Origin of the sequence: Streptomyces sp. ME19-01-6 (assembly GCF_033793745.1) — a bacterium.
Classification (GTDB): domain Bacteria; phylum Actinomycetota; class Actinomycetes; order Streptomycetales; family Streptomycetaceae; genus Streptomyces.
The window spans coordinates 314089-340347 of record NZ_JARAXF010000007.1 but is presented as its reverse complement, the minus strand read 5'-3'; the positions used below and the strand labels follow the sequence as shown (position 1 = coordinate 340347).

Genomic DNA, 26259 nt, shown 5'->3' with positions numbered 1-26259 from the left:
TCCATGGCATCCACGGACCGGGACGCTAGTCAGCGAACCTGTCGGGAAGGTGAGTCCTTCCTGTGCGCGGGCTGTGCGCGGGTGGTCCCGGCCGGATCGGTGCTGTCGGTGCTGTCCATGGGAGTGTTGAGATCGCGGTCGAGTGTCTCCGGCGCCATCCGGGTGGTGATCAGGCTGACCGCGGCGACCAGCGTCATATAGCCGGCCACCGGTATCCAGGACCCCGAGAAGGCGCCGACCAGCGCGGTGCAGATCAGGGGCGCGACCCCGCCGCCGATCACGGAGGAGAACTCCCGGCCGAGGGTGACCCCGGCGTACCGGTAGCGGCTTCCGAACAGCTCGGGGAAGTAGCTCATCTGCACCCCGACTGCCCCCTGGCAGGCCAGGATGAAGCCGATGACGATGGCCACGGTGATCGCGACCTTGGAGCCGGAGTTCAGCGCGACAAAGGTGGGGGTCGGCAGCAGGACCAGGGCGCCGACGATCAGGGAGTACACCCGGCGCCGCCCGAAGCGGTCCGAGAGCGTGCCGAAACAGACCGCCGCGACGCCGCCGCACAGGGCGCCCAGCAGCAGCACCTCCGGCACGAAGTCCTTGTCGACGCCCACCGAGGACACCAGGTACGAGGCCATGAACACCTGGTAGGTGTACGACTGGGTACTGATTCCGAAGTTCATGAAGAGCACCAGGAGCGTCGGCTTCCTGCCGTGCTTGAAGACCTCCTTCACCGGGGACGAGGGCCGCTCGTGCTGCTGCTCCAGCTCCTTGAACACCGGGCTCTCGTGCAGCTTGCGCCGGAAGACCATGGCGACCACGGTGACCAGGAGGCTGCTGCCGAAGACGAGCCGCCAGCCCCAGCTCATCAGGGCGTCGTCGGACAGGCGTTGGGCGAGGATCCAGGCCACGGCCCCGAGAGCGGTGCCCAGCGCGGCTCCGGTCATCACGAGCGAGGCCAGTCTTCCGCGCCGTCCGATGGCCGCCGTCTCGGTGAGCAGGGTGGCGCCTCCGGACTGCTCGGCGCCCGCGCCGAAGCCCTGGGCCATGCGGCAGATCAGCAGCAGTACGGGCGCGAGGAGGCCCACTTGGCCGTACGTCGGCAGCAGGCCGATCGCCAGCGTGGATCCGCCCATCAGCAGCAGCGTCGCGACCAGCACCCACTTGCGGCCGAGCCGGTCCCCGTAGCGGGAGAAGAAGAGCCCTCCCAGCGGCCGGGCGGCGAAGCCGACGGCGTAGGTGCTGAAGCTGGCGAGGATGCCGACGGAGGCCGAGACGTTCGGGAAGAAGAGATCGCTGAAGATCAGCGCCGAGGCCGTGCCATAGATGACGAAGTCGTACTGTTCCAGCGCGGTGCCGATCAGACCGGCCCAGGCGGCACGCCGTACCGCGGCCGGGTCGGCGGGCGGCTCCCCGGGTGGGGCTGCTGTGGCCGGCGTGGGAGGGGGCGCGGTGGCGCGGGTGGTGTTGTCCATGATCCATGCCTCCTTGAACGGATCGATTTCCGGAGCGGTTTCAGGGCAGGGCAAGGCAGGGTGAGGGGGGTGGGGGCGGGGCGGGGCCGGGCGGGAAACCCGGCGACCCGAGAAGGTGAAAGAGGGCAGATGGGGCGCGGCCCTAGGCGCCGGGGCGGGCGGCCGTCTCGATGGGGGACGGCGCGGTGGCCCCCCGGGCATCGGCCGCCGCGGCGCCCGGGCCGAATCGCACGATGATGTCGATGAGTTCGGCGATCCGGGCCGCGAACGCGGGGTATTCGGGGAGGCCGTCGCCGAGCAGCCCGCCGGCCAGGACGGCCTCGACGAAGGGCGCCCCCAAGGAGGTGCGGGCCCGGTCGGCGATCGCGGCGAGTGTGTCCCGGGCCGGATCCACCATCGCGGTGGCCTGCGGGCCCGGCGAGAATCCGGGCGGCGGCGCCACACAGCACAGGTACGCGGCCACCGTCAGCGCAAGAAGGTGTGGCATCCGCCCGGCGCGCAACTGGAGCAGGGCGGGGTCGGGCACCCGCTGGCGGAGCTTGACCGAGCCGTCCGAGCCGACCTGCCGGGTGCGATGGCCCAGTGCCGAGTTGGCCCAGCGGTCGAACAGCCGGCTGACGTAGTCGTCGACGTCGATGTCGGTGGGCACGGTGAGGCTCGGCAGGTACTCGTCGTGCAGCACGCTCCGCGCCGCCTCGGCGATGAACGGCCGGGCGATCGCGTCCGGGATGGTGTCCCGGCCGTCCAGGGCGCCCAGATAGGCGATGAGCGAGTGGGTGCCGTTGAGCAGCCGGAGCTTGAGCAGTTCGTACGGCTCGACGTCGTCCGTGAACAGCGCCCCGGACAGCTCCCAGCGCGGACGTCCGGCGGCGAAGCGGTCCTCCATCACCCACATGGAGAACGGCTCGGCCGGCACCGGTACCGCGTCACGCACGCCGAGGTGGGCCGCGACCGCCTCGCGGTAGGCGTCGGTGGTGGCGGGGACGATCCGGTCCACCATGGAGCCGGGAAACGCCACCGAGCTCTCCAGCCACGGCACCAGGTCATCGCGTTCGGCCGCCGGGAGCGCCTCGGCGAACTCGCGCACCAGCCGCCTCGTCAGCTCACCGTTTCCCACCAGGTTGTCGCAGCTCAGGACGGTCACCGGCCGGGCGTGGGACCGGCTGCGGCGCTGCAGCCCCCGTACGATCCGCCCGATGGTGGTGCGCGGTGGCGCGTCGCCGCGCAGATCGGCCCGCACCGCGGGCGCGTCCAGGTCCAGGCCGTGGGTGCGCGGGGAGAAGGTGTATCCGTGCTCGGTGACCGTCAGGGTGATGACGGCCGTGCCGGGCGCGGCCAACGCGTCGAGCACGGCGTCCGGCTGCTCCGTGGCCAGCAGCGCCCCGGTGTGCACGGCGGGGACGGTGACCCGGGTGCGGCCCGGGGAGATCTCCACGACCGCATAGCGCAGGTCTTGTTCCCGCATCGCCCGGACCACGCCGGCGGAACGGCCGGCGACCCCGAGGATGCCCCAGGGTCCGTCGGCGCGGGCCAGCGCCGCCGCGGTGTGCACGGCCTGGTGGGCGCGGTGGAAATTGCCCAGGCCGAGGTGCACGATGCCGGTCTCGGCGGGCGGCCGCGCGAGGGCCAGCGCGGCCGGGGGAACGGTCGCCCGCCCGAGGCGGGGCACAGTGGTCGCTCGCATCCTCACCAGTCCGTCATCGAGCCGTCGCGGCGCCGCGCGACGGGCAGGTAGGCGGGCTCGTACGGGAACCGGGCGGCGAGCGCCTCGTCGACCTCGACCCCGAGCCCGGGCCGGTCGCCGGGGTGCAGATGTCCGTCGGCGTAGGTCCACGCGTGCCCGAACACCTCGTGCACGACCGGCTCGTAGCCCATGTACTCCTGGATGGCGAAGTTCGGGGTCGCGAGGCCCACCTGCAGCGACCCCGCGAGGGCCACCGGCGAGACGTCCGAGGGACCGTGCGGGCCGAGCCGCACCTGCCAGATTTCGGCGAGCGCCGCGATCCGCCGCAGATGGCTGATCCCGCCCGCGTGGGTCACACAGGTCCGTACGAAGTCGATCAGCTGCTCGGTGATCATCGTCTGGCACTCCCAGACGGTGTTGAACACCTCGCCGATCGCCAGCGGGACGGTGGTGTGCCGCCGGACGTGCCGCAGCATCTCCTGGTTCTCCGCGGGGGTGACGTCCTCCAGCCAGTAGAGGTCCACCTCCTCCAGCGCGCGGCCGAGCCGGGCCGCCTGGCCGGGGGTGAGCCGATGGTGCGCGTCGTGCAGCAACTTCAGCTCGGGGCCCACGTGCTCGCGTACCGCCGCGAGGACACGCGGGGCGTGCCGCAGGTAGGAGTCGGTGTCCCAGAGCTCCTCCGCCGGGGCCGCGCCACGGTCGGCCGGCTCGTACCAGGGGCCGCCCCTGCTCACCCCGTACACCGTGTCCAGACCGGGGACGCCGCTCTGCGCGCGCACCGCGAGAAAGCCCTGCTCGCGCCGCTCGTCGACCGAGTCGAGCAACTGGGGGATCTCCCAGCCGGAGGCGTGGGTGTACGTCAGGATCCGGTCGCGCACCGCGCCGCCGAGCAACTGGTACACCGGCTGGCCGGTGGTCTTCCCCTTGATGTCCCACAGCGCGAGGTCCACCGCGCCGATGGAGGTCATCGTCACCGGACCGCGCCGCCAGTACGCCCCGCGGTAGAGGTACTGCCAGGTGTCCTCGATCCGCGCCGGGTCCCGGCCGATCAGCAGCGGAGCCACATGGTCGCGCAGATACGACGCGACGGCGAGCTCGCGGCCGTTGAGCGTGGCGTCGCCCCAGCCGACCAGGCCCTCCGCGGTGGTGATCTTGAGTGCGACGAAGTTGCGGCCCGGGCTGGTCACGAGCACATCGACCGCGACGATGGTGTCGCCCGCCCCGGTCATCGGGGCGCTCCCGGGGCCACCGCCACGAGGTTGTGCAGCCGCTCGCCCGCGGCCAGCCGGCCGATGTTGGCGGCTATGTCATCGGCCCGGCGCGCGAAGGTCTCGCGGGTGAGGCCCGAGGAGTGGGGTGTCATCAGTACGTTGTCCAGCGTCTCGAAGGGATGCTTGCTGGGGGCCGCGGAGTGTCCGTCGGCCGGGTAGCGGTACCAGACGTCGAGCGCGGCCCCGCCGATCGCACGGTCGCTCAAGGCCCGGTAGAGCGCGTCCTCGTCCACGACGGGGCCACGGCCGACGTTGACCAGCACCGCCGACGGACGCATCCGGGACAGCTCGGCCGCGCCGATCAGCCCCGTGGTCTCGGGGGCCAGCGGGGCCGACACCACCACCACATCGGAGACCTCCAGCAGGGTGCCGAGGTCGAGGGTGGTCCCGGACCAGGCCAGCCCCTTGGCCGCCGCGTCCACCCCGCCGCGCCTGGTGACCGCCACGCCCCGCGCGCCGAACGCCCGGAACCGCTGCCAGCAGCGGGCGCCGATGTGCCCGAAGCCCACGAACCCGACTGTCGCCGCGCCGAGCGTGTCGGCCCAGGGGGAGCGTGGGTCGTACGCGGGGGAGTCCCACCGCGCACGGCGCAGCGCGTCGTGCTGCCGCAGAAAGCCGCGCCGCAGCAGGATCGCCGCCGACACGGCGTACTCGGCGATCGAGTCCTCGTGGTGGAAGGTGTTGGCGACCTGGGTCCCGGGGGCCAGCGAGGCGATGTCGATCCCGTCCGTGCCGGCCCCGGCCGCGTGGACCAGCCGGAGCCGGGTGGCGATCGAGGCCATCCGGCCGTCGCACTTCCCCGACACCAGCACATCCGCCGTCTTCACGGCGGCCTCGACCGCCGCGGTGTCCCGGGCGTCCGGCCAGCTGACGGACACTCCGTCCGGCAGCGCGGCCTCGAACTCGGCACGCAGCGGGTCGAGATTGGGGTCCACGACCACCACGGTCAGCGTGTCGGCCGTCATGACCCGGCCCCTCCCGCTGCCGCTCCCGATGCCGCGCGGCCCGCCGTGGCGCCGGCTCCGGCGGGGCGGACGCGGGCCGCGCCGGTCGAGCCGCGCACGATGAGCTGGGTCGGCAGCCGGAGCGTCCGTGGGGTCTGCCGCTCACCCCCGATGACCTTCCCCAGCAGCTCCAGACCGAGCGCGCCGGCCCGCACCATCGGCACCGAGATGCTCGTCAAGGACGGCTGCGACACCTCGGCGAACGGGATGTCGTCGACCCCGATCACGCTCAGGTCCTCGGGCACGCTCACCCCCAGCGCCCGCGCTCCGGAGATCACCCCGAGCGCCACCAGGTCGTTGTGCGCGATGACGGCGGAGGCGCCCGAGGCCAGCACACCGGCTGCCGCGGCGGTCCCGCCCGCCACGGTCTCGGACTGCCAGCCCTGCAGCGTCAGCGCCAGCCCGGCCCGCCCGGCCTCGGCGCGGATCAACTTCACGCGCTGGGCGTTGGACCAGGAGCGCTGCATGCCCTGGACGTAGGCGATCCGCCGATGGCCGAGCGCGGCCAGATACTCGACGGCCTGGCGCATGCCCTCGGCGGCGTCGGCGAGCACGCAGTCGGTGCCGGCCGTCTCGCGGTTGACCAGTACGGCGGGCGTACGGCCGCAGATGTCGAGGACTTCGTCCGCGTCGAGCCGGGGCGAGCACACGATCAGCCCGTCGGCCTGCTCGCGCAGATGGGTGAGGACTTCGCGCTCGTGGTCGGGGTCGAAGTCGGTGTCGGCGAGCACGACGGTCTGCCCGCGGCGCCAGCCCTCGCCCTGCGCGGCCTTCACGAAGGCGCCGAACACGGGGTTGGCGATGTCGGGCACGACGACGGCGACCGTGGCGGTCCCCGCGTCCGTGATCGGCTCGGCGGTGCGCGCCACGGGCGATTCGTAGCCGAGCTCTTGCGCAACGGTCAGTACCTTGCGCAAGGTCTGCGGTCCGAGCCGGTTGGGGGCGCTGAACGCGCGAGAGGCGGTGGACAGCGCGACATTGGCGCGCTTGGCCACGTCAGTGAGGGTGGGGGCCATGGAGACTCCGCTCCTGGTGCGACGGAGTGGTGCGGATGAACGACATGTTTCATGGTCGTCACCCTTGCGCAACCTTGTCAACGCTTGCCGAGCCATTGGCAAGCGCGGTGGTCGGCCGCGGTCCTCGGCCTCGTCATCGGCGGCCCGCGCCCGCCGACCGGACTGGCATGATGGCGGGCATGACCACGCCACCTCTCGTCGGCCCGCCGTCCTGCCCGCCGGGCGGGAGTCGGCCGCCCCTGCGACGGACGTCGGGCCGACCCCGGATCCGCCGGACCGCCGTGGCCGTGGTGGTGTCGGTCCTGGTGCTCGTCGGCGGGGCCGCCACCGCCTGGTGGCTGACGCGCGACGAGGACGGCTCCCCGCTGGCCGGCCGGCCACGGGTGACGGACGACGCGGCCGGGATCTCCTACGCGATCCCCGAAGGCTGGCAGCGCAACAAGAAGGGCGACCTGGTGGACGCCTTCACCTCATCCATCACCATGGCGCGCACGGGTGGCGAAGAAGGTGGCAGTGTCGTGCTGGCCGGCCGGGGCGGGGCCGTGCCGAAGTCCGAGCTGAAGGAGCGGACGGAGGGCGTGGCCCGGTCGAACGCGGAGTACTTCTACCCGGACGGGCGCTCCACCCTCGAGGAGTCGAAGGCCACCACGGTGAGTGACCGCCCCGCGTACACGGTGGCATTGAAGGTGAGCGGCGGCGAGGGCGGCACGGGCCACCTCCGCCTGACCCTCATCGCCGGGCAGGATTCCCGCTCGGCCTTCCTCCTCGGCATCGCCCAGCCCACCGGGCCGGATGAGCAGCAGGAGGTCGACGCGGTGCTGGAGAGCGCCTCGGCCGGCTGACCCCGCCCGCGCGGCAGGGTGCCGGGGCCGGCACTCGACGGTGCAGCTGCGGAGCTCGTAGCCGCCTGTCCCGTCCTTGAAGCCGACCCGGGGCGGGGTCGCCATCCGGATGCCGGGCAGCGCGAACAGACGGCTGAGGAAGATGTCCGTCTCCAGGATCGCGATGTGGGAGGGGGACACTTGTGGGGGCCGTCGCCGAAGGACAGGCCGGCCGCCCCGGCGCCCTCGGCCAGGGGGCGGCCGGGGCGGATCGCGATCCGGCCGGGCTCGTCCGCGGCCCGGTACCGCCCGAGCAGCGCGTCGTCGGCGAACAGGTGCCGGGCCGCGACGTTGATGAACTCCCGGGTGGTGACCATCCCCGCCGCGGCGAAGGTGAGGCACTCGCCGAGGATCTCCCCGGCCGAACACCCCTCGACCAGCAGATGGGAGATCAGATCGTCCCGGCGGCGCCGGCGGCGGGCCCGCACGGCCGGGCGTCTGGCCGGGCCGGCTCTCCGTCAGACCGATCACGGACGCGGCGACCATGACCTCGCGGTAGCGCTTGTCGACGCGGCGCGGTGTGAAGAACCGGGCGGTCTGCCGCCGGTGTTCACGGTGCTCGGGGCCGTCCCGGTACAGCACCGGCCGCCGGATTGTCGGTGCTGCGCAACACGGCGCGCGCCTCCGCGTATCCGCGCACCTGCCAGACCTCGTCGGGGCCCTGCCGCACCGGGCAGCCGCCCGGGTCCGCCGCTCGCTCGATCTTGCGTGCCCCGTATCCCATGCGCTCACACCGGGCCTGACCGGCGTGGGGTCAGAAGCGGGCGCCGAGGGCCGAGCCGTCGCGGGGGACGAGGAAGGCCGAGGACGGGATCGAGCCGTCCGCCGCGCGCGGGCCGGTGATCTTCGCCTGGTCGGTGCTCAGTACCGAGCTCTCGTTCCACACCCCGCCCAGGTCCCAGGAATTGCCCTTGGAGGTGGAGCTGCCGAGGCGGACCGGCTCGGCGTCCAGCAGCGAGAGGTTCGCGGTGAGCGTGGCGCGCGACCGGTCCGTCCGGAAGCCGCTGCCGCCGTTGCGGTAGGTGGTGGTGCGGGAGATGGCGAGGGTGCCCGGGTTGCCGTTGTCCGTGACGCCGTGTGCCGCGTTGCCGAAGGCGATGGCGTTGCGCAGGGAGTGGTCGGCGGGCGGGTCCACGTCGCCACCGCCGCCCATCTTGAAACCGTTTCCGTCACCGGTGAAGTCGGGGAAATTCCACCGGTTGAACCCGTTGCCGTAGGCGATCGTGTTCTCGATGGCGATCGGGGAGGTGAACTCCCAGGCGTCGAAGCCGTCGTCCGCGTTGTTCCACAGCCGGGCGCCGCGGACCCGGTTGCCCTCGCCCTGGCCCTCCTTGATGGCCAGGCCGTCGGCGCTCTCGCCGTTCTTGCGCGGGTCGCGGTTGCCGTACGAGTCGAGACTGGCGATCAGGTTGCGGCTGGAGGCGCCCTGGAGCTGGAAACCGGACTCGTAGTTGTCCCGTGTGGTCAGCCCGGTGAACTCGTTGTCGTTGCAGCCGGCGCAGTAGATCCCGTACGGCCCGTGGATGATCTCAAGCCCCCGGATCCGCCAGTACGAGGCCTCCTGATGGATGGCCCCGCGCTCGGCCCGGGGGATGGAGCCGCCGACGGGGGTGTGGCTGGCGGGCAGCCGCTCACCGTCGAGGACGACGCGTTCACCGGAGTAGTTGGTCAGCGTGATGGGGCTGCCCGCCGTGCCGGAGGTGGCGATGGTGACGTTGTCGGTCAGCTCGTAGGTACCGCCGCGGACCGCGATGGTGTCTCCGGGCCCGCTTCGGTCCACCGCCGCCTGAAGGGTGGCCAGCGGGTCCTCCAGGGTGCCCGCGCCGGTGTCGTGCCCGCCGACGGCCACGACGATCTGCCGCGCCTCGGCGGCGGCAGGCGCGGCGGGTAATGCCCGCGGCGCGCTCACCGCCGCCATGGACACCGCGCCGAGCAGCACCGTCACGGCTTTGTTGACCTTCACTGGGCCCATCCCTTCACCGGTCCGTCCTGGCCTCCGGCTCTACGTCGCCGCCCCGGCCCGATAGGTTGCCGCCCCGGGGCCGCCAGGTTGCCTCCGGGCCCGGGGCGACGAGCGCGGGGGCGGGCGCGTGCCCGCGCCGCGTCTACAGGCCCTGCGAGAGCAGCAGCTCATGGGCCAGCCGGGCGCCGCGGGCCGCCGCCTCCGCGGCCAGGGCGTCGTCCTGTGTCGGGATGTTCTCCAGGCCCTGGGCGAGCGCCCGGACCGCGTCCGCCAGGGTCTGCACATGCGTCTCCAGCAGCCGCAGCCGATCTTCCTCGCTCTGCGTGTCCAAGGTGCTCGGGCGGGTTGCGGGACCCTGCTCGGGGGTGTGGTTCATCATCTCGGGCCCTCCTCCCGGGTGCGTGGTCGCCAAGGAGTGGCGTCTCCTCCAAGCCTCGCACCTGGGGCGGCGCCGCGGTACGCCGGTCCGGGCCCGCGCGGCTGCCCGAGGCCGCGAGGGACGGGCTCATGGGGGACACCGCTGTGGTCTCAGGCGCGAGCCGCCTCCAGTCCCGCAGCGCCGTCAGGAGTTGCGGAGTCACATACCGCCGGGTACGGGCCGACTCCTCGGGCGGATAGCCCCGGGGCACCGTCTCCACCAGCATGATCAGGGAGAGACAGGCGCGGTAGAGCGCCAGCCGCAGCCGTACGGACCCGTCGAAGCGCGGCGGATGGGCGACCGGCGTATGAGGACAGGAAGTCCGCGTCGTCCTCCACGTTTCCGAACAGCGCCAGTAAGACGAAGTCCGCCACCGGGTCGCCCCAGAACATCCGCTCGCCGTCGATGACGCCGCTGAGGGTTCGGGCCCCCGCCTCGCCGTCGAGCAGCAGGTTTCCCTCCCACAGGTCGAAAGGGACCAGGGTGGGCCGGACCACGTCGTCGAGTACGCCCGCCGCCGCGGCGAACATCTCCCTGACGCGGTCCGGTGGCACGGACAGCCGGACCCGGTAGCGTCCGGCGTCGTCGAGCACCGCGTCCGCCATCGCCGTGAAGGCCTGCCGCCAGGTCGCCGTACTCCGGCCGAAGGGCTCGGCGGGGTAGCCGAAGCCGGTTCCGGTCACGGTGGGGAGCCGGGCCACCAGCCGTCCGAGCTCAATCCTGAGCCGACGGCGCTCGTCGTCGGGATCGTCCCGGAGATCGCATGCCATGGCGTGCCGGGGCGCAGGGTGCTGATCAGATAGGGCCTGCTGACCGCGTGCGGGTCGAGTTCGCCGTACACGACCTCGGGGACCGGGATGTCCGCCGCCGTGGCCGCCGAGGTGTAGAAGCCCACTTCGCCCCGCAGGAGTTCGTGCTCGTAGCCGAGTGTAGGTGTCTCCAGGGGCGGGGGATCTTCACCACCCACTGCCGGTGGTCGTCGAGGTCGACGCGTACCACGGTGTTGTAGGTGCCGCCGGACAGCGGTGTGCAGCGCGCGGCGTCCGCGTCGGCGACCCCCGCGGCCTTGAGCGCCGCGGCGGCCGTGTCGTGCGCCAGGACCTGGCCGTCGCTGGTGGCGGCCAGGGCGCCGGTCACATGGGCGACGCCGGCACCTCGGGTTCGGCGGCGATCAGGTGCTTCCTCTCCGTGCGCCGCCGCAGGGTGCGCCTCATGACACCGCGCACGGGGCGGCCGGGGCGATCGGGGGAATCACAGGTGTGCCTCCAAGTCGTCACGGAGCCGACGCAGCAAGGTGGCGTCGGGTTCGGCGAAGGCGGCCGCGAGGGGACCGCGGCCCGCGGTCGGCGGCCCGGGAGTGCGGGGCCGGGGTGTCGCCACGTGTCCGGCGGCCGCCAGCCGCCGCATGTCGATGAGAGTGTGAAAGGCGGGGCGGCCCAGCGCCCGGGCGATTCCGGTGGGCGTGCGGACACCGTCGGCGAGTGCCGGCACCGCGCGCTGGCGGCGGGTGACGGGCGGGGCGTGCGCATCGGGGCGGCTGGCCACCACGGGCTCCTGGTCGACCTGCGGATACGGCCACAGGCCGGCGAGCGGTTCGTGGCGGCACCGGGTCTCTCGCTCCACCGTGTCCGCGCCCACCGGGCGCACCGGGCCCAGCCAGTGGGCCGCGCCCCGGTAGAAGCCGCGCGGTCCGCTGCCGGGGCCCAGCGCGAGATGGGCGGCGTCGAACAGCGTGCCCAGGTGGCAGATCTCCAGCTCCGCGTCCGACAGCCGGCCGCTGCCGACGTGGAACCGGCCGACGCCGCCGAGCGCGCCCCTCCGGTCGACCGCCTCCCGCCAGGAGCCGCCGGTGAGCCGCCCGCAGGCGGTGAGCAGCACATCGATGCCGGGCGCCGAGGGGCTCTCGGCATGTACCACCTGGCCCTCGACCAGATACAGCGTGCCCGCGCCGTACAGCAGGGCGCCGCCGGCCCGCTCGGCGGCGAGCTCGGCGAGGCGGGCGGTGGGCTCTGCCGGATCTCCACGAGCGCCAGCCGCTGGGCCAGATCGCGCAGCCGCATCCGGGCGAGCGCCGGATTTCCCTCCCGGCGGTCGAGCCACAGATAGAAGAAGACGCCGCTGCCGAAGGCCGTGTCGACGAAGCGCAGCAGGTGGTAGCAGGTACGGGTGGTGACGATGACGTCCTCCACGGGCGCAGCCCGGCCACCTCGGCCGCATCTGCCTCCGTGTCGCCGTCCTCGGCTGTGTCCCTGTCGACGAACGCGGCGAACGCGGCCTGCTCGGCGGCCAAACGGGCCAGTTCCGCGGTCTCCGCGGCGGTGGTCTCGGGGTCGTCGTCACGTGTCTCGCCGACCACGCCGAGCGCGAGTCCGCTGGGCCACTCGATGACGGCCGCTCCGCGCGCCCCGTTCACCGTCGTGGCTTCGAGCAGACACTCGTCGATTCCGGGCATGCGGCTCCCCTCCAGCGTGGCCGTGTCGCACCGGCGGCGTTTCGCCAGTGACGGCGAGGTTACGCACGGTTCAGCCCAAGGGAGGGAAATCGGGCAATGCTCCGAACCGACGGGGCGTTCGTAGTAGGGCCCGCGGCCCGGTCGGGTCAGTCCGCGGCGGACCGCTCGGCGAGCCGGGCCATCTGGTGGCGCCCCAGTTCGGTGGTTCGCCGCATGTGGCGCAGCAGTACGGCGAGATCGGCCTCGCTGTCCTCGTGGAACAGCTCCTCCCAGCCTGCGCCCAACTCCCGCCACACGGCGCCGAACCGCTCCAGCGCCCCGGGCACCACCTCCACCAGGACCCGCCGCCGGTCCCGCTCGTCCCGGCGGCGGGTGACCTGGCCCGCCTTCTCCAGCCGGTCGACCAGCCGGGTGGCCGAACCGCTGGTGAGCCCGGTCAGCTCGGCGATCCGCCCGGTGGTGACCGGACCGTCTTCGAGCGTGAGGAGGTTGAGGCACTGCAGGTCGGTGGGGTGCATCCTGAGATGGTCCGCCACCGCCTGGTTGAACAGGATGTACGAGGCCAAATAGCGCCGGGACTCCGACCGCAGCTGTGCCAGCAGGTCTTCACGTGCCATCGGCAGGGCCTCCCGCGCCTCGTCTGCGTCTCCGTGCGGCGCGTCCCATGCAGGGGCGCGGACGATGCGCCCCCGTCCACTGCGCCACGCAGGCATCCTAGTCGCCGCCCTCCGGTCAGCGGTTCGTCGGATAAATATTTGCGTCGCGCAGTCAATGTGTCGTACGTTCTCTGCATGACGCAGATAAATCCAGCACTCCCGGTGGCCGTGTCCGGCGCCACCGGTGCCCAAGGCGGTGCCGCGGCCCGCGCACTGCTCCACCTCGGCCGTCCGGTCCGCGCGCTCACCCGCGATCCCGCCACACCCGCCGCCGCCGAACTGCGCGCGCTCGGCGCTGATGTGGTCCGGGCCGACTTCGACAACGAGGCATCCCTGACCGCCGCGCTCACCGACACCGCGGCGCTCTTCGCGATGTCCACGCCGTTCGGCAGCGACCTCACCGCCGAGGTGCGCCAAGGGACCGCCCTGCTGGACGCGGCGGCCACCGTCGGGGTGCGGCACATCGTGTTCACCTCCGCCGCCAACGCCGACCGGTCCACGGGCATCCCGCACTTCGAGAGCAAGTGGCGGATCGAGCGACACCTCGCCACCCTCGATGTGCCGTGGACGGTGATCGGCCCCGGCGTCTTCATGGAGAACTACGCGAACGACTGGACCGTGCAATCCCTCCGCGAGGGTGTCTTCGCGTTGCCCATGCCGCCCGGGCGCCCATTGCCGGTGATCGCCGCGAGGGACATCGGCGCCTTTGCGGCCCTGGCGCTGAGTCGCCCCGCGGAGTTCGCCCGGCGCCGGATCGACATCGCCTCGCAGTGGCGCACACCCGAGCAGATCGCCGAGGCGATCGGCGCCGCGAGCGGTCGCGATATCCGCTACCGGGAGGTGCCGCTGGCGGTCGCCGAGAGCTACTCGGGCGACCTGGCCGCCATGTTCCGCTACTTCCAGGAGACCGGGCTGGACGTGGACATCGACGGACTGCGCCGGGACTACCCCGAGGTCGGCTGGCACACCATGGAGAAGTGGGCCGGCGACCGTGCGTGGGAGATCTGACGCCTGTTCAGGCGCCCTGCGGCGAATAGGGCGAGCCTTGGCCAGGGCCTCGCGTGGCATGATGCGCGATCATGGACACGACGAGTCATGCCGCGGTCGCCGAGGGCCGCCGCTTCGGGGTGCTCAGACAAAGGGACTTCCGGCTGCTGTGGACGGGCGAGACCGCCAGTGGGCTCGGCAGCAGCATCACCACCGTGGCGCTGCCCCTGATAGCGGTGGTGGTACTACGGGCCGACACGTTCGCCATCGGCCTGCTCACCGCGGCCGTCTGGCTGCCGTGGCTGGTGATAGGGCTACCGGCCGGCGCCTGGGTGGACCGGCTCCGCAAGCGGCCCATCATGATCGCCAGCAATCTCGTCTCGGCCGTCATGTACGCGAGCGTTCCCCTCGCCGCCTGGCTGGACGCGCTCACCTATCCCCACCTGTTGGTGGTGGCGGTGGTGTGCGGAGTGGCGACGGTGTTCTTCAGCACCGCGTACCACGCGTACATACCCGTCGTGCTCCACGGCCGCGACCTGCTCGAGGGAAACGCGAAACTCCAGGGCAGCGAGTCCGGCACACAGGTGGTCGGCCGCGGAGCCGCCGGCCTGATCGCCCAGGCGTTCGGCGCGGTCCTCGGACTGCTGATCGACGCGATGACCTTTGTCCTCTCCACCGTGTGCCTGACCATGCTGCGGGTCCGTGAACCGGACCCGGCGCCCCCCGCGCCCGAGGTCACGCTGCGCCGACAGATACGCGAAGGTTTTGGCTTCGTCACCCGCGACCGTTATCTGCGGCCGATGGTGACCTTCGGCGCCGTGGCCAACCTGGCGCTGATGGGCTATCAGGCGGTCCAGGTCGCGTTCCTGGTGCGCACGGTCCATGCGACCCCCGCCACCGTCGGTGCCCTGATCATGGTGGGCAGCCTCGGCGGAATCCTCGGCGCCTCGCTGGCCGGCCCCGTCGGCCGACGCTTCGGGACCGCCCGCGGCATGCTGGTCATGCTGGCGCTCACCAGCCCCTTCGTGCTGCTCCTGCCCCTGACCGCACCGGGGGCCGGCCTGCTGCTCTTCGCGGTCGGAGCGTGCATGGTGGGGGTGGGGATCGTTGCGTGCAACGTGGTGGTGGGCAGCTTCCGGCAGAGCTACTGCCCGCCCCACCTGCTGGGGCGGGTCGTCGCGACGGCCATGGTCCTGAACCACTGCACCATTCCGCTCGGCTCCCTGCTCGGCGGACTCCTCGGCGACCTCGTCGGCCTCCGCCCCACCATGTGGATCATGACGGCCCTGTTCGCGCCCTGCTGGCTGATCCTCGCGCTGGGCCCCGTGCGTACCCAGCGCGACCTGCCCCGCACAGTGGCGACGTCCGACGCGTCCCTCGCTGCCGGGGCACCGGCATGAGCGCCACTGGGTGGTGAGCGAAGTACCGGGGAGTTCCCGGCACTTCGCCTTGATTTCCTGCAAGAGCTGGCTTCTGCCTGTTTTATTCGAGGGCCCACCGCTGGTTGGACCCGCCGTTGCAGTTCCACAGAACCAGCTGGGTACCGTTGTCGGTGCCGGCGTTGTACGCGTCCAGGCACAGGCCGGACCGGGCGCTGGTGATCGTGCCGTTCGCGTTGACGTTCCACCGTTGGTTCTGCCCGCTGTGGCAGTCCCAGATGACGACCCGCGTGCCGGCAGACGTTCCCGAGGCCTCGGCGTCCAGACACTTGTTGCCGTACACGCGCAGTTCCCCGGCGTCGGTGCGCGTCCACTTCTGGCCGGACCTGTCCGAGCAGTCCCACAGCTGGACCTGGGTGCCGTTGGTCCGGGACGAGTTCGGCATGTCCAGGCAGCGTCCGGAGCCGGCGCCGACGACCTGCCCGCCGCTCGGCGGCTGCGGGGTCGTGTCGCCCGGCGGCACGTACGGGCACTTGGTCCGGGACCTGGAGATGTTGCTGGAGTCCGCCAGTGAGGGGCACAGGAACTGGGTGTAGCGGGTGTCGTTGTCGATGAATATCTTGAGCCAGGGGATCATGCGGCGCGTCACGTTCGAGTTCCCCCGTGTGGGGAAACCGTGGCCGCCGCTGGTGAGCTCGATGAAGGCGCTCTGTGTGCTGGCCGGCACGCGGGCGTAGAGGCCGTCGAGGTAGGACGGGGTGACCGTGCCGTCGTCCCGTGCGCCCATGATCATCGTCGGTACCCGCAGGGTGGACAGGTCCTGCGAGGGAGAAAAGGGCGCGAGCGGGACGGCGGCCTTCAGCGATGGCCGCCGTTCGGCCGCGCTGATGGTGCCGCCGCCGCCCATGGAGTGGCCGATCACTCCCAGCCGGTTGGGATCGACTCGGTCGCGCACCGGGCTCTTCTGGGTGAGGTAGTCCAGGGCGGCGAGCAACTGGGTTCCTCGGGCGGTGTCGTAGTCGTTGGGGCTGTTGGTGTCGATGCCGATGACGACAAACCCGAAGGAGGCGAGCCAATGCCCCATCCAGGCGCCTTCGGCGTCCCACCGGGCGGTGTGGCCGGGTACGACCGCGACCGCACCCCAAGTGCCCAGGCTGGTGTCGGTCGGGTAGTAGATCTTCCCGCCGTTGAAGCCGTTACCGGGGGATACGTTCATCTCCGCGGTGGCGAACGTTCCCCTTTGGGCCGCGACGCTGCTCACCGTGGGGGCCGGGCCTCGCTCGTACGGGTTGCCCTTGGCCGACGCCGATTGCGCCGACGCCGGCTGGATCGAGACCAGCGCAGCGATCAGGCCGGTCACTGCCGCAACCACGGCCGCCCTCAGCTTGACCATCGTGTTCCTCGAACAAGGTCTCGCCTGGCTGGTCGAGATGCCTTCGGGCGCCGGGACATCGGTGATATTCGAGTGCATTGTCTGGTTCCTCCTTGCCTTTGCCGTGTCTACGGAAGTCCGCGCCGTGCACAGGAGCTAACGAAACTGCGTGCGCATGACACCCGCCGTCCTGCCGTCGAACCCAATGTTGTGAACTGGAACGATCGCTGGTGCTCAGGGTGTGTAAACGGTGGGGTGGGGTGGGCATGTTGCCGCCGATGAAGAAGCTGGGATGCGGGGGCTGGTTGTAGGCGGTGTTCTGCCAGGCGAGCGCGGTGCGGTACTGGGTGTCGTGGAGCAGTGTGGTGATACGGGTGTTGGTCGGGTGAGGCGTGCTGTAGATGCGCAGGGCGCGGTTGTTGGTGGTGGGCCAGACGACTTCTTCGCGCCAGTCGGCCAGGATGTCCCCGGACAGTGCGGGGGTCGACTTGGTGCCGTTGTTGGAGCGGACGTCCGATCCGGTCAGCAGGCGGGTGTCGCCGGAGGTGCCGTACTTGTCGATGCGGGTGCCGTCGAGGAGTTCGCGGACGGTGTCGCCGTCCCACCACGACAGGAAGTTGATGCTGGACGGCTCCCGGCCCAGGGAGGCCCCGGTCGCCGAGCGCAGGGTGGTGTCGGAGGCCGACCATGCCTCGGCGCCCGGGCTGCCGGCGTAGACGTCGGCGGCGACGCCGCGGCCGTTGTCGGCGCCCGAGGCCGTCCGCCAAAGGATCTGGCCGGTGCGCGCGTCGGCCATCCAGGATCCGGGCTTCGAGGAGTCTTCGGAGACCTTGAAGTACTCCAAGCCCGCTCGGGACGGGTTGAGGTCGCCCACGTGGCCCGCGTCGCCATGGCCGAGCCTGGTCGTCCACCGGCCGCCGCCGTTGTCGTCGACGGTCATCGCGCCGTACACGATCTCGTCCTTGCCGTCGTCGTCGACGTCTGCGATCGACAGGCTGTGATTGCCCTGACCGTCGTAGCCCTTGCCGCTGTTGGCGGAGGAACTGGTGTCGAAGGTCCAGCGGCGGGTGAAGGCGCCGTTCCGCCAGTCCCAGGCGGCGATGACCGTGCGTGTGTAGTAGCCACGCGCCATGATCAGGGAGGGTCGAGCGCCGTCCGGATAGGCAGTTCCGGCGAGGAAGCGGTCGACGCGGTTGCCGTACGAGTCGCCCCAGGACGAGACGGTGCCGCGGGCCGGAGTGTAGTCGACGGTCTGCATCGCCTTGCCGGTCTGGCCGTTGAACATGGTCAGGAACTCGGGCCGGACAGGACGTAGCCGCTGGAGTTGCGGTAGTCGGCGGACGAGCTGCCGATCACCGCGCCGGTGCCGTCCCTCGTGCCGTCGGCCGTCTTCATGGCTACCTCGGCCTTGCCGTCACCGTCGTAGTCGTACACCTGGAACTGCGTGTAGTGCGCGCCGGAGCGGATGTTGCACCCGAGGTCGATGCGCCACAGGCGGGTGCCGTCGAGCTTGATGCCGTCGAGGTAGGTGTTTCCGGTGTAGCCGGACTGGGAGTTGTCCTTGGCGTTGGTCGGCTGCCACTTGAGGACGAAGTCCAGTTGCCCGTCGCCGTCGAGGTCGCCGACGGAGGCGTCGTTGGCCTCGTAGGTGTACGACACCCCGTCCGGGGTGGTGCCGCCGGTGGGCGGGGTGATGGGAACGTCCTTGCAGCCGGTGCGGAACTGGAACGCGTGCTCGGAGGGGGCCTGCTCGGTGCCGTTCACGACCGCGCGCACCGTGTAGTCGGCCGAGTCCGGGGCGCCGGAGTCGAAGTAGTTGGTCGAGGCGGTGACGGGCGAGGAGTTGAGCTTGGTGCCACCCCGGTAGACGTTGAACGCCACATCGGACGGATCGGTGGCCAACCACCGCCATGACACCAGGTTCCCGCTGCTGGTGTGGGTGCTGGTCAGCCCTCGGTCGAGGTGTTCCACCTGTTGCGCGGTCGCGGCGTGCGCGGTCTGTGGCAGGCCGGTCAGTGCTGAGACAGCCAGGGCGGCAGCGGCGGTGATGCCGCCGATCAGCCGGCTGCTCGGCCGGCTTCTCGATCTCCACGGTCGCGGCGTGGTGCCGGGGCGCCAGGGCGCGTCGGTCATGATGACCTCCGATGCGTGGGGGCGAGTGAACGCCGTGTCGCCGGCAGGGCAGGAGGGTGATCGTTCACTCAGGCATGTGTGGGAGCGCTCCCGCAGGAGCGTAGGAAGACGCTGATGTGCCGTCAAGGATTCTGTCGGGGTCTGATGTTCGGCCGTGTTTGGATTCGTGACTTTGGCCGTGCGTACTGATTGACAGTCGGCAGCCCGACCTGGAAACTGCGTGATGCGCCTAGGGCCGTCTTGGGAGCGATCCCAGTCAGCTGGCCATCGAAATGCCAGCTGAGCAAGTCAGTACGTGTCTTGTTGCCCGCAAACGCACGCTTAATCTGGGAGCGTTCACAAAGCCGATCGGGTAATGATCGACGGCGCTCGGCTCGCTCTGAGTCGGCTGGCGCCGCCGGTCGGTCGGGCGTAGTCCGCGGCGCGGAGGCACCACGACCACGTGGCCGCAGGGGAGTGGCTGCCAGGGCGGGGTGGCTCGTTCCCCGGCCCACACGTCGCTCACCAGGTGCCGCCGCGTTGATTGTTGTCGCGCCAAGGAGGTTCGCTGTCATGCCAGATGAACACCTGCGACCCCGGGTACCAGGGGACCGCGGCGCAATGGGGCGCCGCACCGACTTCGGCGCGGCCCGGGGAGCGCAACCGCTAACCGGGCTGGACTGCGCAGGCACCCGCCTCCATCACCTTTCCCTGCACGGCCGACCGCCGCACTCATCTGCGCCATTCGCTGGGAAAGTCCACCCTCGATGACCAGCTGTCCACCGGCCCCGACGTCCTGCGTGCGGCCGACGGACGGAAAGGAGTGACATGTCCACGACCCACGCGTCCGGTTCCGGACAGATCAGCCGCCGGACGCTGCTCAAGGCCACCACCGTGACCGCCGGGGCGATCGCCACGGCGGCCGCCTTCGCCGAACTCGAGACGCCGGCCGAGGCCGCCGCGGGTTTCGTCAAGGGCGTCGACATCAGCTGGGTGCCCCAGATGGAGGCGCGCGGCTACTCCTGGAAGAACGCGAGTGGTCAGACGCAGGACCTGCTGACCATTCTCAAGGGGTACGGCATCACCGCGGTCCGGTTGCGTACGTTCCTCAACCCGTCCAGCGACCCGGCCAACGGGCACTGCGGCATCAACGAGGTCGCCGCCTTCGCCAAGCGGGTCAAGGCCGCCGGAATGTCGATCATGCTCGACTACATGTTCGGCGACACCTGGAACTCCGTCGGTGTGCAGAACCCGCCCGCCGCCTGGAAGAACATGAGCTACAGCCAGATGCTCACCGCGATGAGCACCTACGTGAACCAGACCATGACGGTCATGAAGAACAACGATGTGCTGCCCGCCTGGGTGCAGATCGGCAACGAGATCAACAGCGGAATATGCCGTCCGGTCGGCAGCGTCTCCAGCCCGGCGCAGATGACCGGGCTGCTCAACGCGGCGTACACCCAGGTGAAGGCGGTCTCGCCGAGCTCGACGGTGTGCATCCACCTGGCCCAGCCGCAGAAGTACGACGTGATGACGACGTTCTTCAGCCGCTTCGCGGCCAACGGCGGCAAGTGGGACATGTCGGTGTTCTCCTCCTACGGCAGCGCCGATGTCGCTTCCGGCATCGTGGCGAACATGCGGAAGATCTCCGACGCCTACGGCAAGCCGTTCCTGCAGAGCGAGTTCGGCGGTCGGGTGGACCGGGCCTCCTCCACTCAGGCCGCGCTGGTCGCCTACATCAAGGCGCTGAAGGCCAACGGAGGACAGGGCATCTTCTACTGGGAGCCGGAGTGCATGTCCCCCTTCACCGGCTACAACATGGGCGCCTGGGACTCCTCCACCAAGCGGCCAACCGTCATCATGAACGGCTTCACGCAGGCCTGAACGATGGGCCGTGGACGTCAACCCGCACATTCGGTCGTCAAGGATGGGACCAGTGATTGCAATGAGCATGGCCTTACGGCGCCGCGGTAGGAGTGGCGCCCGGCTGGGAGCAGCGGGCCTCCTGGCCCTCGCTGCGCTGGCCGGCACCGGTGCGGCGCATACCGCTGCTGCCGCGCCGCGGGCTCTGCCGGCCGGCTGTTCCGGCACCTCGCCGATCACCTGTCACTACTCGGTCTCACCGGGCAACTACGACGTGACGGTCTCCATCGGTGGCGCCTTGGCCGGGCAGACGGAGATGTGGGTGGAGGCCCGGCGCCTGATGCTTCCGGCGACGAGGACGGCGGCCGGTGCCGTCGCCACGTACTCGTTCACGGTCAACGTGCGCCAGCCGGAGGGGCAGCCGACCGGTCAGGGCGGCACTGGAAACCCCGGTCTGGACATCCGGTTCACGGGCTCCAACCCGCAGGTCTCAGCCGTCTCGGTGAAGCCGGCGACCCAGCCGCTGGTCGCCTACCTGGCCGGCGACTCGACCGTGTGCGACCAGCCGGCTGCCCCGTACACCGGATGGGGCCAAATGATCACGACTGCGGTGCGTCCCGGCGCGGTCATCGCCAACTACGGCGATTCCGGCGAAAGTTCGGGAAGCTTCCTGAGCAACTCGGCGCTCTTCCCGGCGCTGCTGTCGAAGGTCAAGGCGAACGACCCCGTCTTCCTCCAGTTCGGCCACAACGACAAGCAGACCAGCGCGTCCGCCTACCGGAACAACCTCACCACCATGATCACGCGGGTCCGCGCCAAGGGCGGCGTCCCGGTGCTGGTGACCCCACCGGTCCGCCGGCTCTTCGAGGGCAACCGGCTCACGTCCACGGCCCTGCACGTCAACGGTGTCGGCGTGAACTTGCCTGCCGAGATGCGCGCGGTCGGTGCGGCGCAGGGGGCGCCCGTGATCGATCTGACCGCCAAGAGCAAGGCGTTGGTCGAGTCCCTCGGCCCGTCCGCCTCCGCACAGCTCTTCCTCCGCTCCGCCGTCGACGGCGTCACGGACAACACCCACTTCTCGCAGTACGGCGCAACCCAGATGGGTGGGCTGCTGCTCCAGAGCGTCCGAGAACAGAACCTGTCCCTGGCCGCGTACCTGCGCTGACCGACGCGCGGCGTTCGTCCCTGGGAGGGACACGATGAAGAACTTACGGACACTCATCACGACCGCGCTGCTGATCGCTTTGTCGACCTTCGGTGTCAGTGCCGCCTCGGCGGCCGACGGCGCCGCGGCTGACTGCGTCGGCGCCTCGCGCACCGAGGCCCCGTCCGCACGAGCGGCGGCCGCACCGGTCACCGTGTGGCTGGCCGGCGACTCCACCATGGCCGACCCGGGCGCCGCCCGTTGCCCGGTCGGCTGGGGCAGCCAGTTCGACGCCCTGTTCAACAGCGACGTGACCGTCAAGAACCAAGCAGTGGGAGGCCGCTCCATCCAGACCTGGCTGTACGAGTCGAACGTGAGCCCCACCAAGGGCTCGGACGGCGAGTGCCGCCTCACGTCGAATACGTACTCGTCACGCTGGCAGGCGATGCTGAACGCGAGCACCGGGATGAAGGCAGGCGACTACCTCTTCATCCAGTTCGGCATCAACGACTCCTCCTCGACCTGTCCCCGGCACGTCGGCTCGGCCCGGTACCGACAGCTGATGACCACGATGGTGCAGGCCGCCCTGGCCCGGGGCGCGCACCCGGTGCTGCTTACCCCGGTGGCGGCCATCACCTGTTCCGGCGGCACGGCGACCAAGAACCGCGGCTTCGTCACCGAGACCTTCGCGGCCGGAGCCGCCACCGGGGCGCCGGTCATCGACCTGCAGACGCTGAGCGTGTCGCTCTACAACAGCCTGCGCTTCTGCCCGAACAACGGCGACTACGAATCGGGTCCTGTGGGCGCCTTCTTCTGCAACGACCACACGCACTTCGAAACATACGGTGCGCAGCGGATCGCCGGGCTCGTCACTGGTGACGTGCGCCGCCAGAATTTGCCGCTCGCCGCGTATCTCAAGTAGGCGACATCCCGTACTCCACCTCCCAGCCCCGGACCTGCTGAAGCTCTGCGAGCCGGCGACGGGCGCGGTCAGCGGGCGGGCCGCCGCGCCGCCCAGGAGTCGAGCACCGTCAGCACGTCCTTGAGGGTGTGCGCGGTGGCGTCCGGCTCCGCCGCGTCCGATCCGAGCTCTTCCTCGGGGATGTCGCTGTGGGGCACCCAGATGGTGCGCATACGGGCCTGCCGCGCACCGTGGATGTCCTCGAAGAGCCGGTCGCCGACGAACGCGCACGCACCGGGGTCCTCGGCGCCCAGCCGCTCGGCGATCAGCTCGAAGATGAGCGGATTGGGCTTGGTCCAGGGCACCTCGCTGGAGTAGACCGCGGCGTCGATGAGGTCGTGGACGCCGTCCCGCTCGAAGATCTCGTGGTGCCAGTCGGCCGACCACAGGGTGTTGGAGAGCACGCCGACCCCCAGGTCCCGCTCGCGCAGGGTGCGCAACAGCTCCGCGCCGTCCGGGTCGAGGTAGGTGTGCTCCTCCCAGGCCCGTCGGTAGGCCGCGATCGCCGTGTCGTCCGGGACCACGTCGACGGCGCGGAACACCTGGTCGAGGGTGGCCGAGCACTGCGTGTCCCGGCAGCGGGCCATCAGCTCACGCTCGGCTTGGAACAGCCGCTGGGCGAGGTCCGGCGCGCCGTTCGGGGTGATCTCGCGCGCGGTCTCCAGCCAGATGCCCGGCAGGTCCACCGTGTGCCAGGGAGTGAGCGTCCCCGCCCAGTCGAAGACGACGTACTTGATGGTCATGCTGCTCCTCGCCCTTCCCGCCCGAACCGGTCACACCTGTTGTCCCGTGCCCACCGCGGCGCGCAGCAGGACGACGCCGACCGCGCACCCCACCAGCAGCGTCGGACCCACCGCCCACCACCCGTCCGCCGCCGTGACGACCAGGCCCACCAGCGGTGGTCCCGCGAGCGATCCGACGCTGCCGAGCTGGGCCACCACGCCGTTGGCGACACCGACGTCGGCGCTGGTCCTCACCACGAGGGGGAGGGCCGCGAAGACGGTGGCGACGACCAACTCGTTGGTGACCGCGATCAGTACCGCGCTGGTCATGGAGATGCCCAGCCCGCCCGTCGACCCGAACGCCGCGAAGGCGCCGGCCGGCATCAACAGGGCAGCCGTGAAAAGGTACTTCATCCGCACCCCGCGGCGCAGCAGCACACTCGCCGCGAAGCCCCCCGCCACCCCGGCGAAGGACACGCTTCCGGTGAGCGTTCCGGCCGCCGCCGTGGGAATGTCGAACTCGTCGTGCAGATAGGTGGGGTACAGCGCGACGAACGTGACGATCGTGGCGCTGATGGTGGCGAAGCCGGCGCCGAGCGCGACCGGGCGGGCCAGCCTGCGGGCGCGCGCCCACCGGTCGCCGGTGCCGTCTCGGTCTTTGGCGCCGTCGTGGGATTCCGTCACCGTCGCCCGGCCGGCCGGTCCCTCCGCCTCCGGTCCGGCCTCCCGGGCGCCGGCCCCGGGCAGGCGGAGCGCGGCGGCGGCCATCGCGAGGGTGACCGCCGCGGCGACCGCCAGCGATGTACGCCAGCCGAACCCGCCGGACAGCAGCCCGCCGCCGAACGCGCCCAGCGCGAGTCCCACCGGCATGAAGGTGCCCCAGATCGCCAGCGCCACCGTGCGGCGCTCGTCGTCGCCGAGCCCCAGGATCAGCACCGGGGCGGCGATCACGACGACCACATAGCCCACGCTCTCCACCAGCCGCCCGCCGAGCAGCAGCGGAAACCCGCCGGCCCGGGAGACCAGCAGCCCCGCGAGCCCCATCACCACCAGGCCGCCGATCAGCGTCCGCCGCGGGTCCAGGGGGCGCAACGCGACGCTCACGGCCAGCCCCAGCACGGCGGCCACCGCGGTGACCGAGGACGCGACCAGGCCCACCTGTCCCAGCGAGAGCCCCAAGTCGTTCTCGAGGTCAATGGATACGGGGGTGATTCTGCCGATGCTGGTGGCAGCCATGACGCCCGACAGGTAAATTAAAGCGAAATGCCACCAATAGGCATGGCGCATTTGCTCACCGGATTCCGGAATCCCTGCTTCAGCGGTATCAGTGGTGTCGCTCTTCCTGTCCATGGGGCAAAACCTTTCCTTGTCGGTCAACGAGTGGCTCAACGAGTCGGCCAACGACATACATCGGGTGGAAACTCAGGGGGTATCGCTCGACATGGTGGCAGCAGAAGAAGGGTCCGTGCCGCGCTCCGGCATTCTTGTGCTGGGCTCTCTGGTGATGGACCGTAAGGTTTTCGCCGCGGGGCAGTTCGAGCGCGGAGCGGGCCGCGGCGAAACGGTGTGGTCCATGGAGCGGCACCACGGCGGCGTCGGCCGGAATGTCGCCACGAACGCGGCCCGGCTCGGCCACCCGGTCACCTTCGCCGGCCTGTCCGGCTTCGGCGCGGACGCGGCGGAGCTGGAGGGCGCCCTGGCCCGGCTGGGCGTCGCCCTCCACGTACGACGCGTCGCCGACGGCGTCGGACGGTTCGACGTCACGCTGGACGCCCACGGGTCGCAGATATCCTCGAGCATCGCCCTCCCCGACCCCGCCCTGGGAAAGGCGCTGCGCGGTCCGGAGCTGGCCGCGCGCATCGCCACGGCGGGGGCGGTGGTGATGGAGGGCGGGCTCGACGAGGACCTGCTGGTGTGGGTGTCGCAACAGGCCAGGCAGCACGCCGTCCCGGTGTGCTGCCTGCCCACCCGGCAGGCCGACTTCGGGCCGCGCGCCCATCTGCTGTCCCGCTACGACGTGCTGGTCCTCAACACCAAGGAGGCGGGCGCCCTGCTGGGACAGGGCCCCGGCGCGCCGGCCCGGCCCGCCGAGCGGGCCGGTCAGCTGCTGCGCCGGGGGCCGGGGGTGGTCGTGGTCACCGACGCCGCCCGCGGGGCGGCCCTGGCGACCGCGACCGACCCCCGGCCGGTGCACCTCCCGGCCGAACCGGGCGTGTGCACCGACGACACGGGCGCCGGCGACGCGCTGGCCTCGGCCTTCGTCGTCGCCCTGGTGGCCGGCCAGACGCCGCGGGACGCCCTGGCCCATGGGCTGCGCGCGGCCCGGGTGACCATCGCGTGCCCGCAGAGCACCTGTCACTCCCTGTCGCCGGCCCTCGTCCGCGCGGCGAGCGTCAGCCGCACCTGACCGTGGACGCCACCCGGTGCGCGCGCATGGTGATGCCGTCCTCGGCGAGGGCGCGCGCGATGACCTCGTGGTCGTACGACGCGAGCCCGGCATCGGTGAGGATCTTCAGGTCCGTGGAGTGCATCGGGAAATCGTCGACCCTGCCTTGCCGGACCTCGCCCACGTTGTGCCCCGAGAAGCCCTCGGGCAGCTCGTACGCGCGGTCGGCCAGGCAGGCGAACATCAGCAAGTGGTAGTTGCCCTGCTCCCACTTGCCGGTGAACTCATAGACGGCGAAGAGCGAACAGGAGTCCACGAGGATGCCGGTCTCCTCGTGGGCCTCCCGCCGCGCCGCTTCCTGCGCTGCCTCGCCCGGCTCGATACCCCCGCCCGGCAGCAGCCAGCTCCCGGCGTACGGCCCCTTGAGCTGGTGGACGAAGGTCACGGTACGGCCGGGCCCCGGCACCACCAACAGGGCGGCGGGCAGCACACGGTCGAAACGGCTCATGCTGATGTCCT

General features: G+C 71.2%; 21 protein-coding genes and 5 pseudogenes. 7 read left to right on the top strand and 19 right to left on the bottom strand.

The genetic code is table 11. From position 1 onward, the window contains the following. Nucleotides 1-29: 29 nt before the first annotated feature. The 5 genes from PV419_RS19865 to PV419_RS19845 all read right to left on the bottom strand — a co-directional run bounded on the left by PV419_RS19865 (nucleotide 30) and on the right by PV419_RS19845 (nucleotide 6444). Nucleotides 30-1469 carry an MFS transporter gene (locus tag PV419_RS19865; protein ID WP_319690726.1) on the bottom strand — a complete coding sequence of 480 codons (1440 nt, stop codon included), beginning with the start codon at nucleotides 1467-1469 and terminating at the stop codon, nucleotides 30-32. A 142-nt stretch (nucleotides 1470-1611) separates the two neighbouring features. Then, on the bottom strand, nucleotides 1612-3153 hold the full coding sequence (locus tag PV419_RS19860) for a mannitol dehydrogenase family protein (protein ID WP_319690725.1): 1542 nt from the start codon (nucleotides 3151-3153) through the stop codon (nucleotides 1612-1614). 2 nt (nucleotides 3154-3155) lie between these two features. Then, the gene (gene manD, locus PV419_RS19855) at nucleotides 3156-4382 is read right to left on the bottom strand and encodes a D-mannonate dehydratase ManD (protein WP_319690723.1); all 1227 of its coding nucleotides are present in this window, start codon (nucleotides 4380-4382) and stop codon (nucleotides 3156-3158) included. Then, the gene (locus tag PV419_RS19850; RefSeq protein ID WP_319690721.1) at nucleotides 4379-5389 is read right to left on the bottom strand and encodes a 2-hydroxyacid dehydrogenase; all 1011 of its coding nucleotides are present in this window, start codon (nucleotides 5387-5389) and stop codon (nucleotides 4379-4381) included. The genes manD and PV419_RS19850 overlap by 4 nt, the downstream gene beginning before the upstream one ends. Beyond that, nucleotides 5386-6444 (bottom strand): LacI family DNA-binding transcriptional regulator, encoded by a 1059-nt coding sequence (locus PV419_RS19845; RefSeq protein WP_319690719.1) that lies wholly within the window; start codon nucleotides 6442-6444, stop codon nucleotides 5386-5388. The genes PV419_RS19850 and PV419_RS19845 overlap by 4 nt, the downstream gene beginning before the upstream one ends. A 179-nt stretch (nucleotides 6445-6623) precedes the next feature. Between PV419_RS19845 and PV419_RS19840 the strand changes: the two genes are divergently transcribed. After that, on the top strand, nucleotides 6624-7286 hold the full coding sequence (locus PV419_RS19840; RefSeq protein ID WP_319690952.1) for a hypothetical protein: 663 nt from the start codon (nucleotides 6624-6626) through the stop codon (nucleotides 7284-7286). A 33-nt stretch (nucleotides 7287-7319) separates the two neighbouring features. Here PV419_RS19840 and PV419_RS19835 read toward each other — a convergent pair. The 8 genes and pseudogenes from PV419_RS19835 to PV419_RS19800 all read right to left on the bottom strand — a co-directional run. Further along, a pseudogene (locus PV419_RS19835) lies at nucleotides 7320-8049 on the bottom strand (cytochrome P450); the annotation flags it as partial. A gap of 30 nt (nucleotides 8050-8079) precedes the next feature. Beyond that, nucleotides 8080-9297 carry a right-handed parallel beta-helix repeat-containing protein gene (locus PV419_RS19830; protein WP_319690718.1) on the bottom strand — a complete coding sequence of 406 codons (1218 nt, stop codon included), beginning with the start codon at nucleotides 9295-9297 and terminating at the stop codon, nucleotides 8080-8082. A 133-nt stretch (nucleotides 9298-9430) separates the two neighbouring features. Continuing rightward, nucleotides 9431-9667 (bottom strand): hypothetical protein, encoded by a 237-nt coding sequence (locus PV419_RS19825; RefSeq protein WP_319690716.1) that lies wholly within the window; start codon nucleotides 9665-9667, stop codon nucleotides 9431-9433. A 149-nt stretch (nucleotides 9668-9816) separates the two neighbouring features. Then, nucleotides 9817-10476, bottom strand: a complete 660-nt coding sequence (locus PV419_RS19820) for a phosphotransferase (protein WP_319690714.1) — start codon at nucleotides 10474-10476, stop codon at nucleotides 9817-9819. After that, complete coding sequence (locus PV419_RS19815) at nucleotides 10386-10673, bottom strand: hypothetical protein (RefSeq protein ID WP_319690712.1); 288 nt, start codon at nucleotides 10671-10673, stop codon at nucleotides 10386-10388. Before PV419_RS19815 ends, PV419_RS19820 begins: the two co-directional genes overlap by 91 nt. Nucleotides 10674-10957: 284 nt before the next feature. Next, nucleotides 10958-11806 (bottom strand): transcriptional regulator, encoded by an 849-nt coding sequence (locus PV419_RS19810; RefSeq protein ID WP_415925332.1) that lies wholly within the window; start codon nucleotides 11804-11806, stop codon nucleotides 10958-10960. Beyond that, a pseudogene (locus tag PV419_RS19805) lies at nucleotides 11731-12158 on the bottom strand (hypothetical protein); the annotation flags it as partial. The gene PV419_RS19810 and the pseudogene PV419_RS19805, both read right to left, overlap by 76 nt. Nucleotides 12159-12304: 146 nt before the next feature. Next, a complete protein-coding gene (locus tag PV419_RS19800) occupies nucleotides 12305-12775 on the bottom strand; it encodes a MarR family winged helix-turn-helix transcriptional regulator (RefSeq protein ID WP_319690711.1) in 471 nt (156 codons plus the stop codon). Between the two features lie 174 nt (nucleotides 12776-12949). Between PV419_RS19800 and PV419_RS19795 the strand changes: the two genes are divergently transcribed. Then, nucleotides 12950-13822, top strand: coding sequence for an NmrA/HSCARG family protein (locus PV419_RS19795; RefSeq protein WP_319690709.1), 873 nt, complete (start codon nucleotides 12950-12952; stop codon nucleotides 13820-13822). A gap of 71 nt (nucleotides 13823-13893) precedes the next feature. Continuing rightward, entirely contained in the window at nucleotides 13894-15201 is a 1308-nt protein-coding gene (locus PV419_RS19790; RefSeq protein WP_319690707.1) for an MFS transporter, read from the top strand. A gap of 82 nt (nucleotides 15202-15283) precedes the next feature. Here PV419_RS19790 and PV419_RS19785 read toward each other — a convergent pair. The 3 pseudogenes from PV419_RS19785 to PV419_RS19775 all read right to left on the bottom strand — a co-directional run. Then, nucleotides 15284-15664 (bottom strand): annotated as a pseudogene (locus PV419_RS19785) (RICIN domain-containing protein); the annotation flags it as partial. Nucleotides 15665-15844: 180 nt separating this feature from the next. Continuing rightward, nucleotides 15845-16264 (bottom strand): annotated as a pseudogene (locus PV419_RS19780) (dienelactone hydrolase family protein); the annotation flags it as partial. Nucleotides 16265-16786: 522 nt separating this feature from the next. Then, a pseudogene (locus tag PV419_RS19775) lies at nucleotides 16787-18685 on the bottom strand (rhamnogalacturonan lyase). Nucleotides 18686-19492: 807 nt separating this feature from the next. On the opposite strand from PV419_RS19775, the gene PV419_RS19770 reads away from it, so the two are divergent. From PV419_RS19770 to PV419_RS19760, 3 genes are all read left to right on the top strand, one after another. Beyond that, nucleotides 19493-20548, top strand: a complete 1056-nt coding sequence (locus PV419_RS19770) for a glycosyl hydrolase 53 family protein (RefSeq protein ID WP_319690705.1) — start codon at nucleotides 19493-19495, stop codon at nucleotides 20546-20548. A 61-nt stretch (nucleotides 20549-20609) separates the two neighbouring features. After that, nucleotides 20610-21692 (top strand): rhamnogalacturonan acetylesterase, encoded by a 1083-nt coding sequence (locus tag PV419_RS19765; RefSeq protein WP_319690938.1) that lies wholly within the window; start codon nucleotides 20610-20612, stop codon nucleotides 21690-21692. Nucleotides 21693-21726: 34 nt separating this feature from the next. Next, nucleotides 21727-22593: a GDSL-type esterase/lipase family protein gene (locus PV419_RS19760; RefSeq protein WP_319690704.1), complete on the top strand. Its 867-nt coding sequence runs from the start codon at nucleotides 21727-21729 to the stop codon at nucleotides 22591-22593. Between the two features lie 68 nt (nucleotides 22594-22661). Here PV419_RS19760 and PV419_RS19755 read toward each other — a convergent pair whose 3' ends face one another. Both PV419_RS19755 and PV419_RS19750 read right to left on the bottom strand, forming a co-directional pair. After that, nucleotides 22662-23375 (bottom strand): HAD family hydrolase, encoded by a 714-nt coding sequence (locus tag PV419_RS19755; RefSeq protein WP_319690702.1) that lies wholly within the window; start codon nucleotides 23373-23375, stop codon nucleotides 22662-22664. 30 nt (nucleotides 23376-23405) lie between these two features. After that, nucleotides 23406-24641 (bottom strand): MFS transporter, encoded by a 1236-nt coding sequence (locus tag PV419_RS19750; RefSeq protein WP_319690936.1) that lies wholly within the window; start codon nucleotides 24639-24641, stop codon nucleotides 23406-23408. Nucleotides 24642-24795: 154 nt separating this feature from the next. Between PV419_RS19750 and PV419_RS19745 the strand changes: the two genes are divergently transcribed. Then, on the top strand, nucleotides 24796-25761 hold the full coding sequence (locus PV419_RS19745) for a carbohydrate kinase family protein (protein WP_319690701.1): 966 nt from the start codon (nucleotides 24796-24798) through the stop codon (nucleotides 25759-25761). On the opposite strand, the gene PV419_RS19740 is transcribed toward PV419_RS19745, so the two are convergent. Continuing rightward, nucleotides 25748-26248 carry an NUDIX hydrolase gene (locus PV419_RS19740; protein WP_319690699.1) on the bottom strand — a complete coding sequence of 167 codons (501 nt, stop codon included), beginning with the start codon at nucleotides 26246-26248 and terminating at the stop codon, nucleotides 25748-25750. The genes PV419_RS19745 and PV419_RS19740 overlap by 14 nt on opposite strands. Between the last annotated feature and the right edge of the window lie 11 nt (nucleotides 26249-26259).

What these genes read in the sequence shown, in the direction of transcription:
- PV419_RS19825 (WP_319690716.1), bottom strand. Translation starts at nt 9,667, where the DNA reads ATGATGAACCACACCCCCGAGCAGGGTCCCGCAACCCGCCCGAGCACC.
- PV419_RS19865 (WP_319690726.1), bottom strand. Translation starts at nt 1,469, where the DNA reads ATGGACAACACCACCCGCGCCACCGCGCCCCCTCCCACGCCGGCCACA.
- PV419_RS19830 (WP_319690718.1), bottom strand. Translation starts at nt 9,297, where the DNA reads ATGGGCCCAGTGAAGGTCAACAAAGCCGTGACGGTGCTGCTCGGCGCG.
- PV419_RS19840 (WP_319690952.1), top strand. Translation starts at nt 6,624, where the DNA reads ATGACCACGCCACCTCTCGTCGGCCCGCCGTCCTGCCCGCCGGGCGGG.
- PV419_RS19745 (WP_319690701.1), top strand. Translation starts at nt 24,796, where the DNA reads ATGGTGGCAGCAGAAGAAGGGTCCGTGCCGCGCTCCGGCATTCTTGTG.
- PV419_RS19740 (WP_319690699.1), bottom strand. Translation starts at nt 26,248, where the DNA reads ATGAGCCGTTTCGACCGTGTGCTGCCCGCCGCCCTGTTGGTGGTGCCG.
- PV419_RS19820 (WP_319690714.1), bottom strand. Translation starts at nt 10,476, where the DNA reads ATGGCATGCGATCTCCGGGACGATCCCGACGACGAGCGCCGTCGGCTC.
- PV419_RS19770 (WP_319690705.1), top strand. Translation starts at nt 19,493, where the DNA reads ATGTCCACGACCCACGCGTCCGGTTCCGGACAGATCAGCCGCCGGACG.
- PV419_RS19800 (WP_319690711.1), bottom strand. Translation starts at nt 12,775, where the DNA reads ATGGCACGTGAAGACCTGCTGGCACAGCTGCGGTCGGAGTCCCGGCGC.
- manD (WP_319690723.1), bottom strand. Translation starts at nt 4,382, where the DNA reads ATGACCGGGGCGGGCGACACCATCGTCGCGGTCGATGTGCTCGTGACC.
- PV419_RS19850 (WP_319690721.1), bottom strand. Translation starts at nt 5,389, where the DNA reads ATGACGGCCGACACGCTGACCGTGGTGGTCGTGGACCCCAATCTCGAC.
- PV419_RS19755 (WP_319690702.1), bottom strand. Translation starts at nt 23,375, where the DNA reads ATGACCATCAAGTACGTCGTCTTCGACTGGGCGGGGACGCTCACTCCC.
- PV419_RS19795 (WP_319690709.1), top strand. Translation starts at nt 12,950, where the DNA reads ATGACGCAGATAAATCCAGCACTCCCGGTGGCCGTGTCCGGCGCCACC.
- PV419_RS19790 (WP_319690707.1), top strand. Translation starts at nt 13,894, where the DNA reads ATGGACACGACGAGTCATGCCGCGGTCGCCGAGGGCCGCCGCTTCGGG.
- PV419_RS19860 (WP_319690725.1), bottom strand. Translation starts at nt 3,153, where the DNA reads ATGCGAGCGACCACTGTGCCCCGCCTCGGGCGGGCGACCGTTCCCCCG.
- PV419_RS19845 (WP_319690719.1), bottom strand. Translation starts at nt 6,444, where the DNA reads ATGGCCCCCACCCTCACTGACGTGGCCAAGCGCGCCAATGTCGCGCTG.
- PV419_RS19765 (WP_319690938.1), top strand. Translation starts at nt 20,610, where the DNA reads ATGAGCATGGCCTTACGGCGCCGCGGTAGGAGTGGCGCCCGGCTGGGA.
- PV419_RS19750 (WP_319690936.1), bottom strand. Translation starts at nt 24,641, where the DNA reads ATGCGCCATGCCTATTGGTGGCATTTCGCTTTAATTTACCTGTCGGGC.
- PV419_RS19760 (WP_319690704.1), top strand. Translation starts at nt 21,727, where the DNA reads ATGAAGAACTTACGGACACTCATCACGACCGCGCTGCTGATCGCTTTG.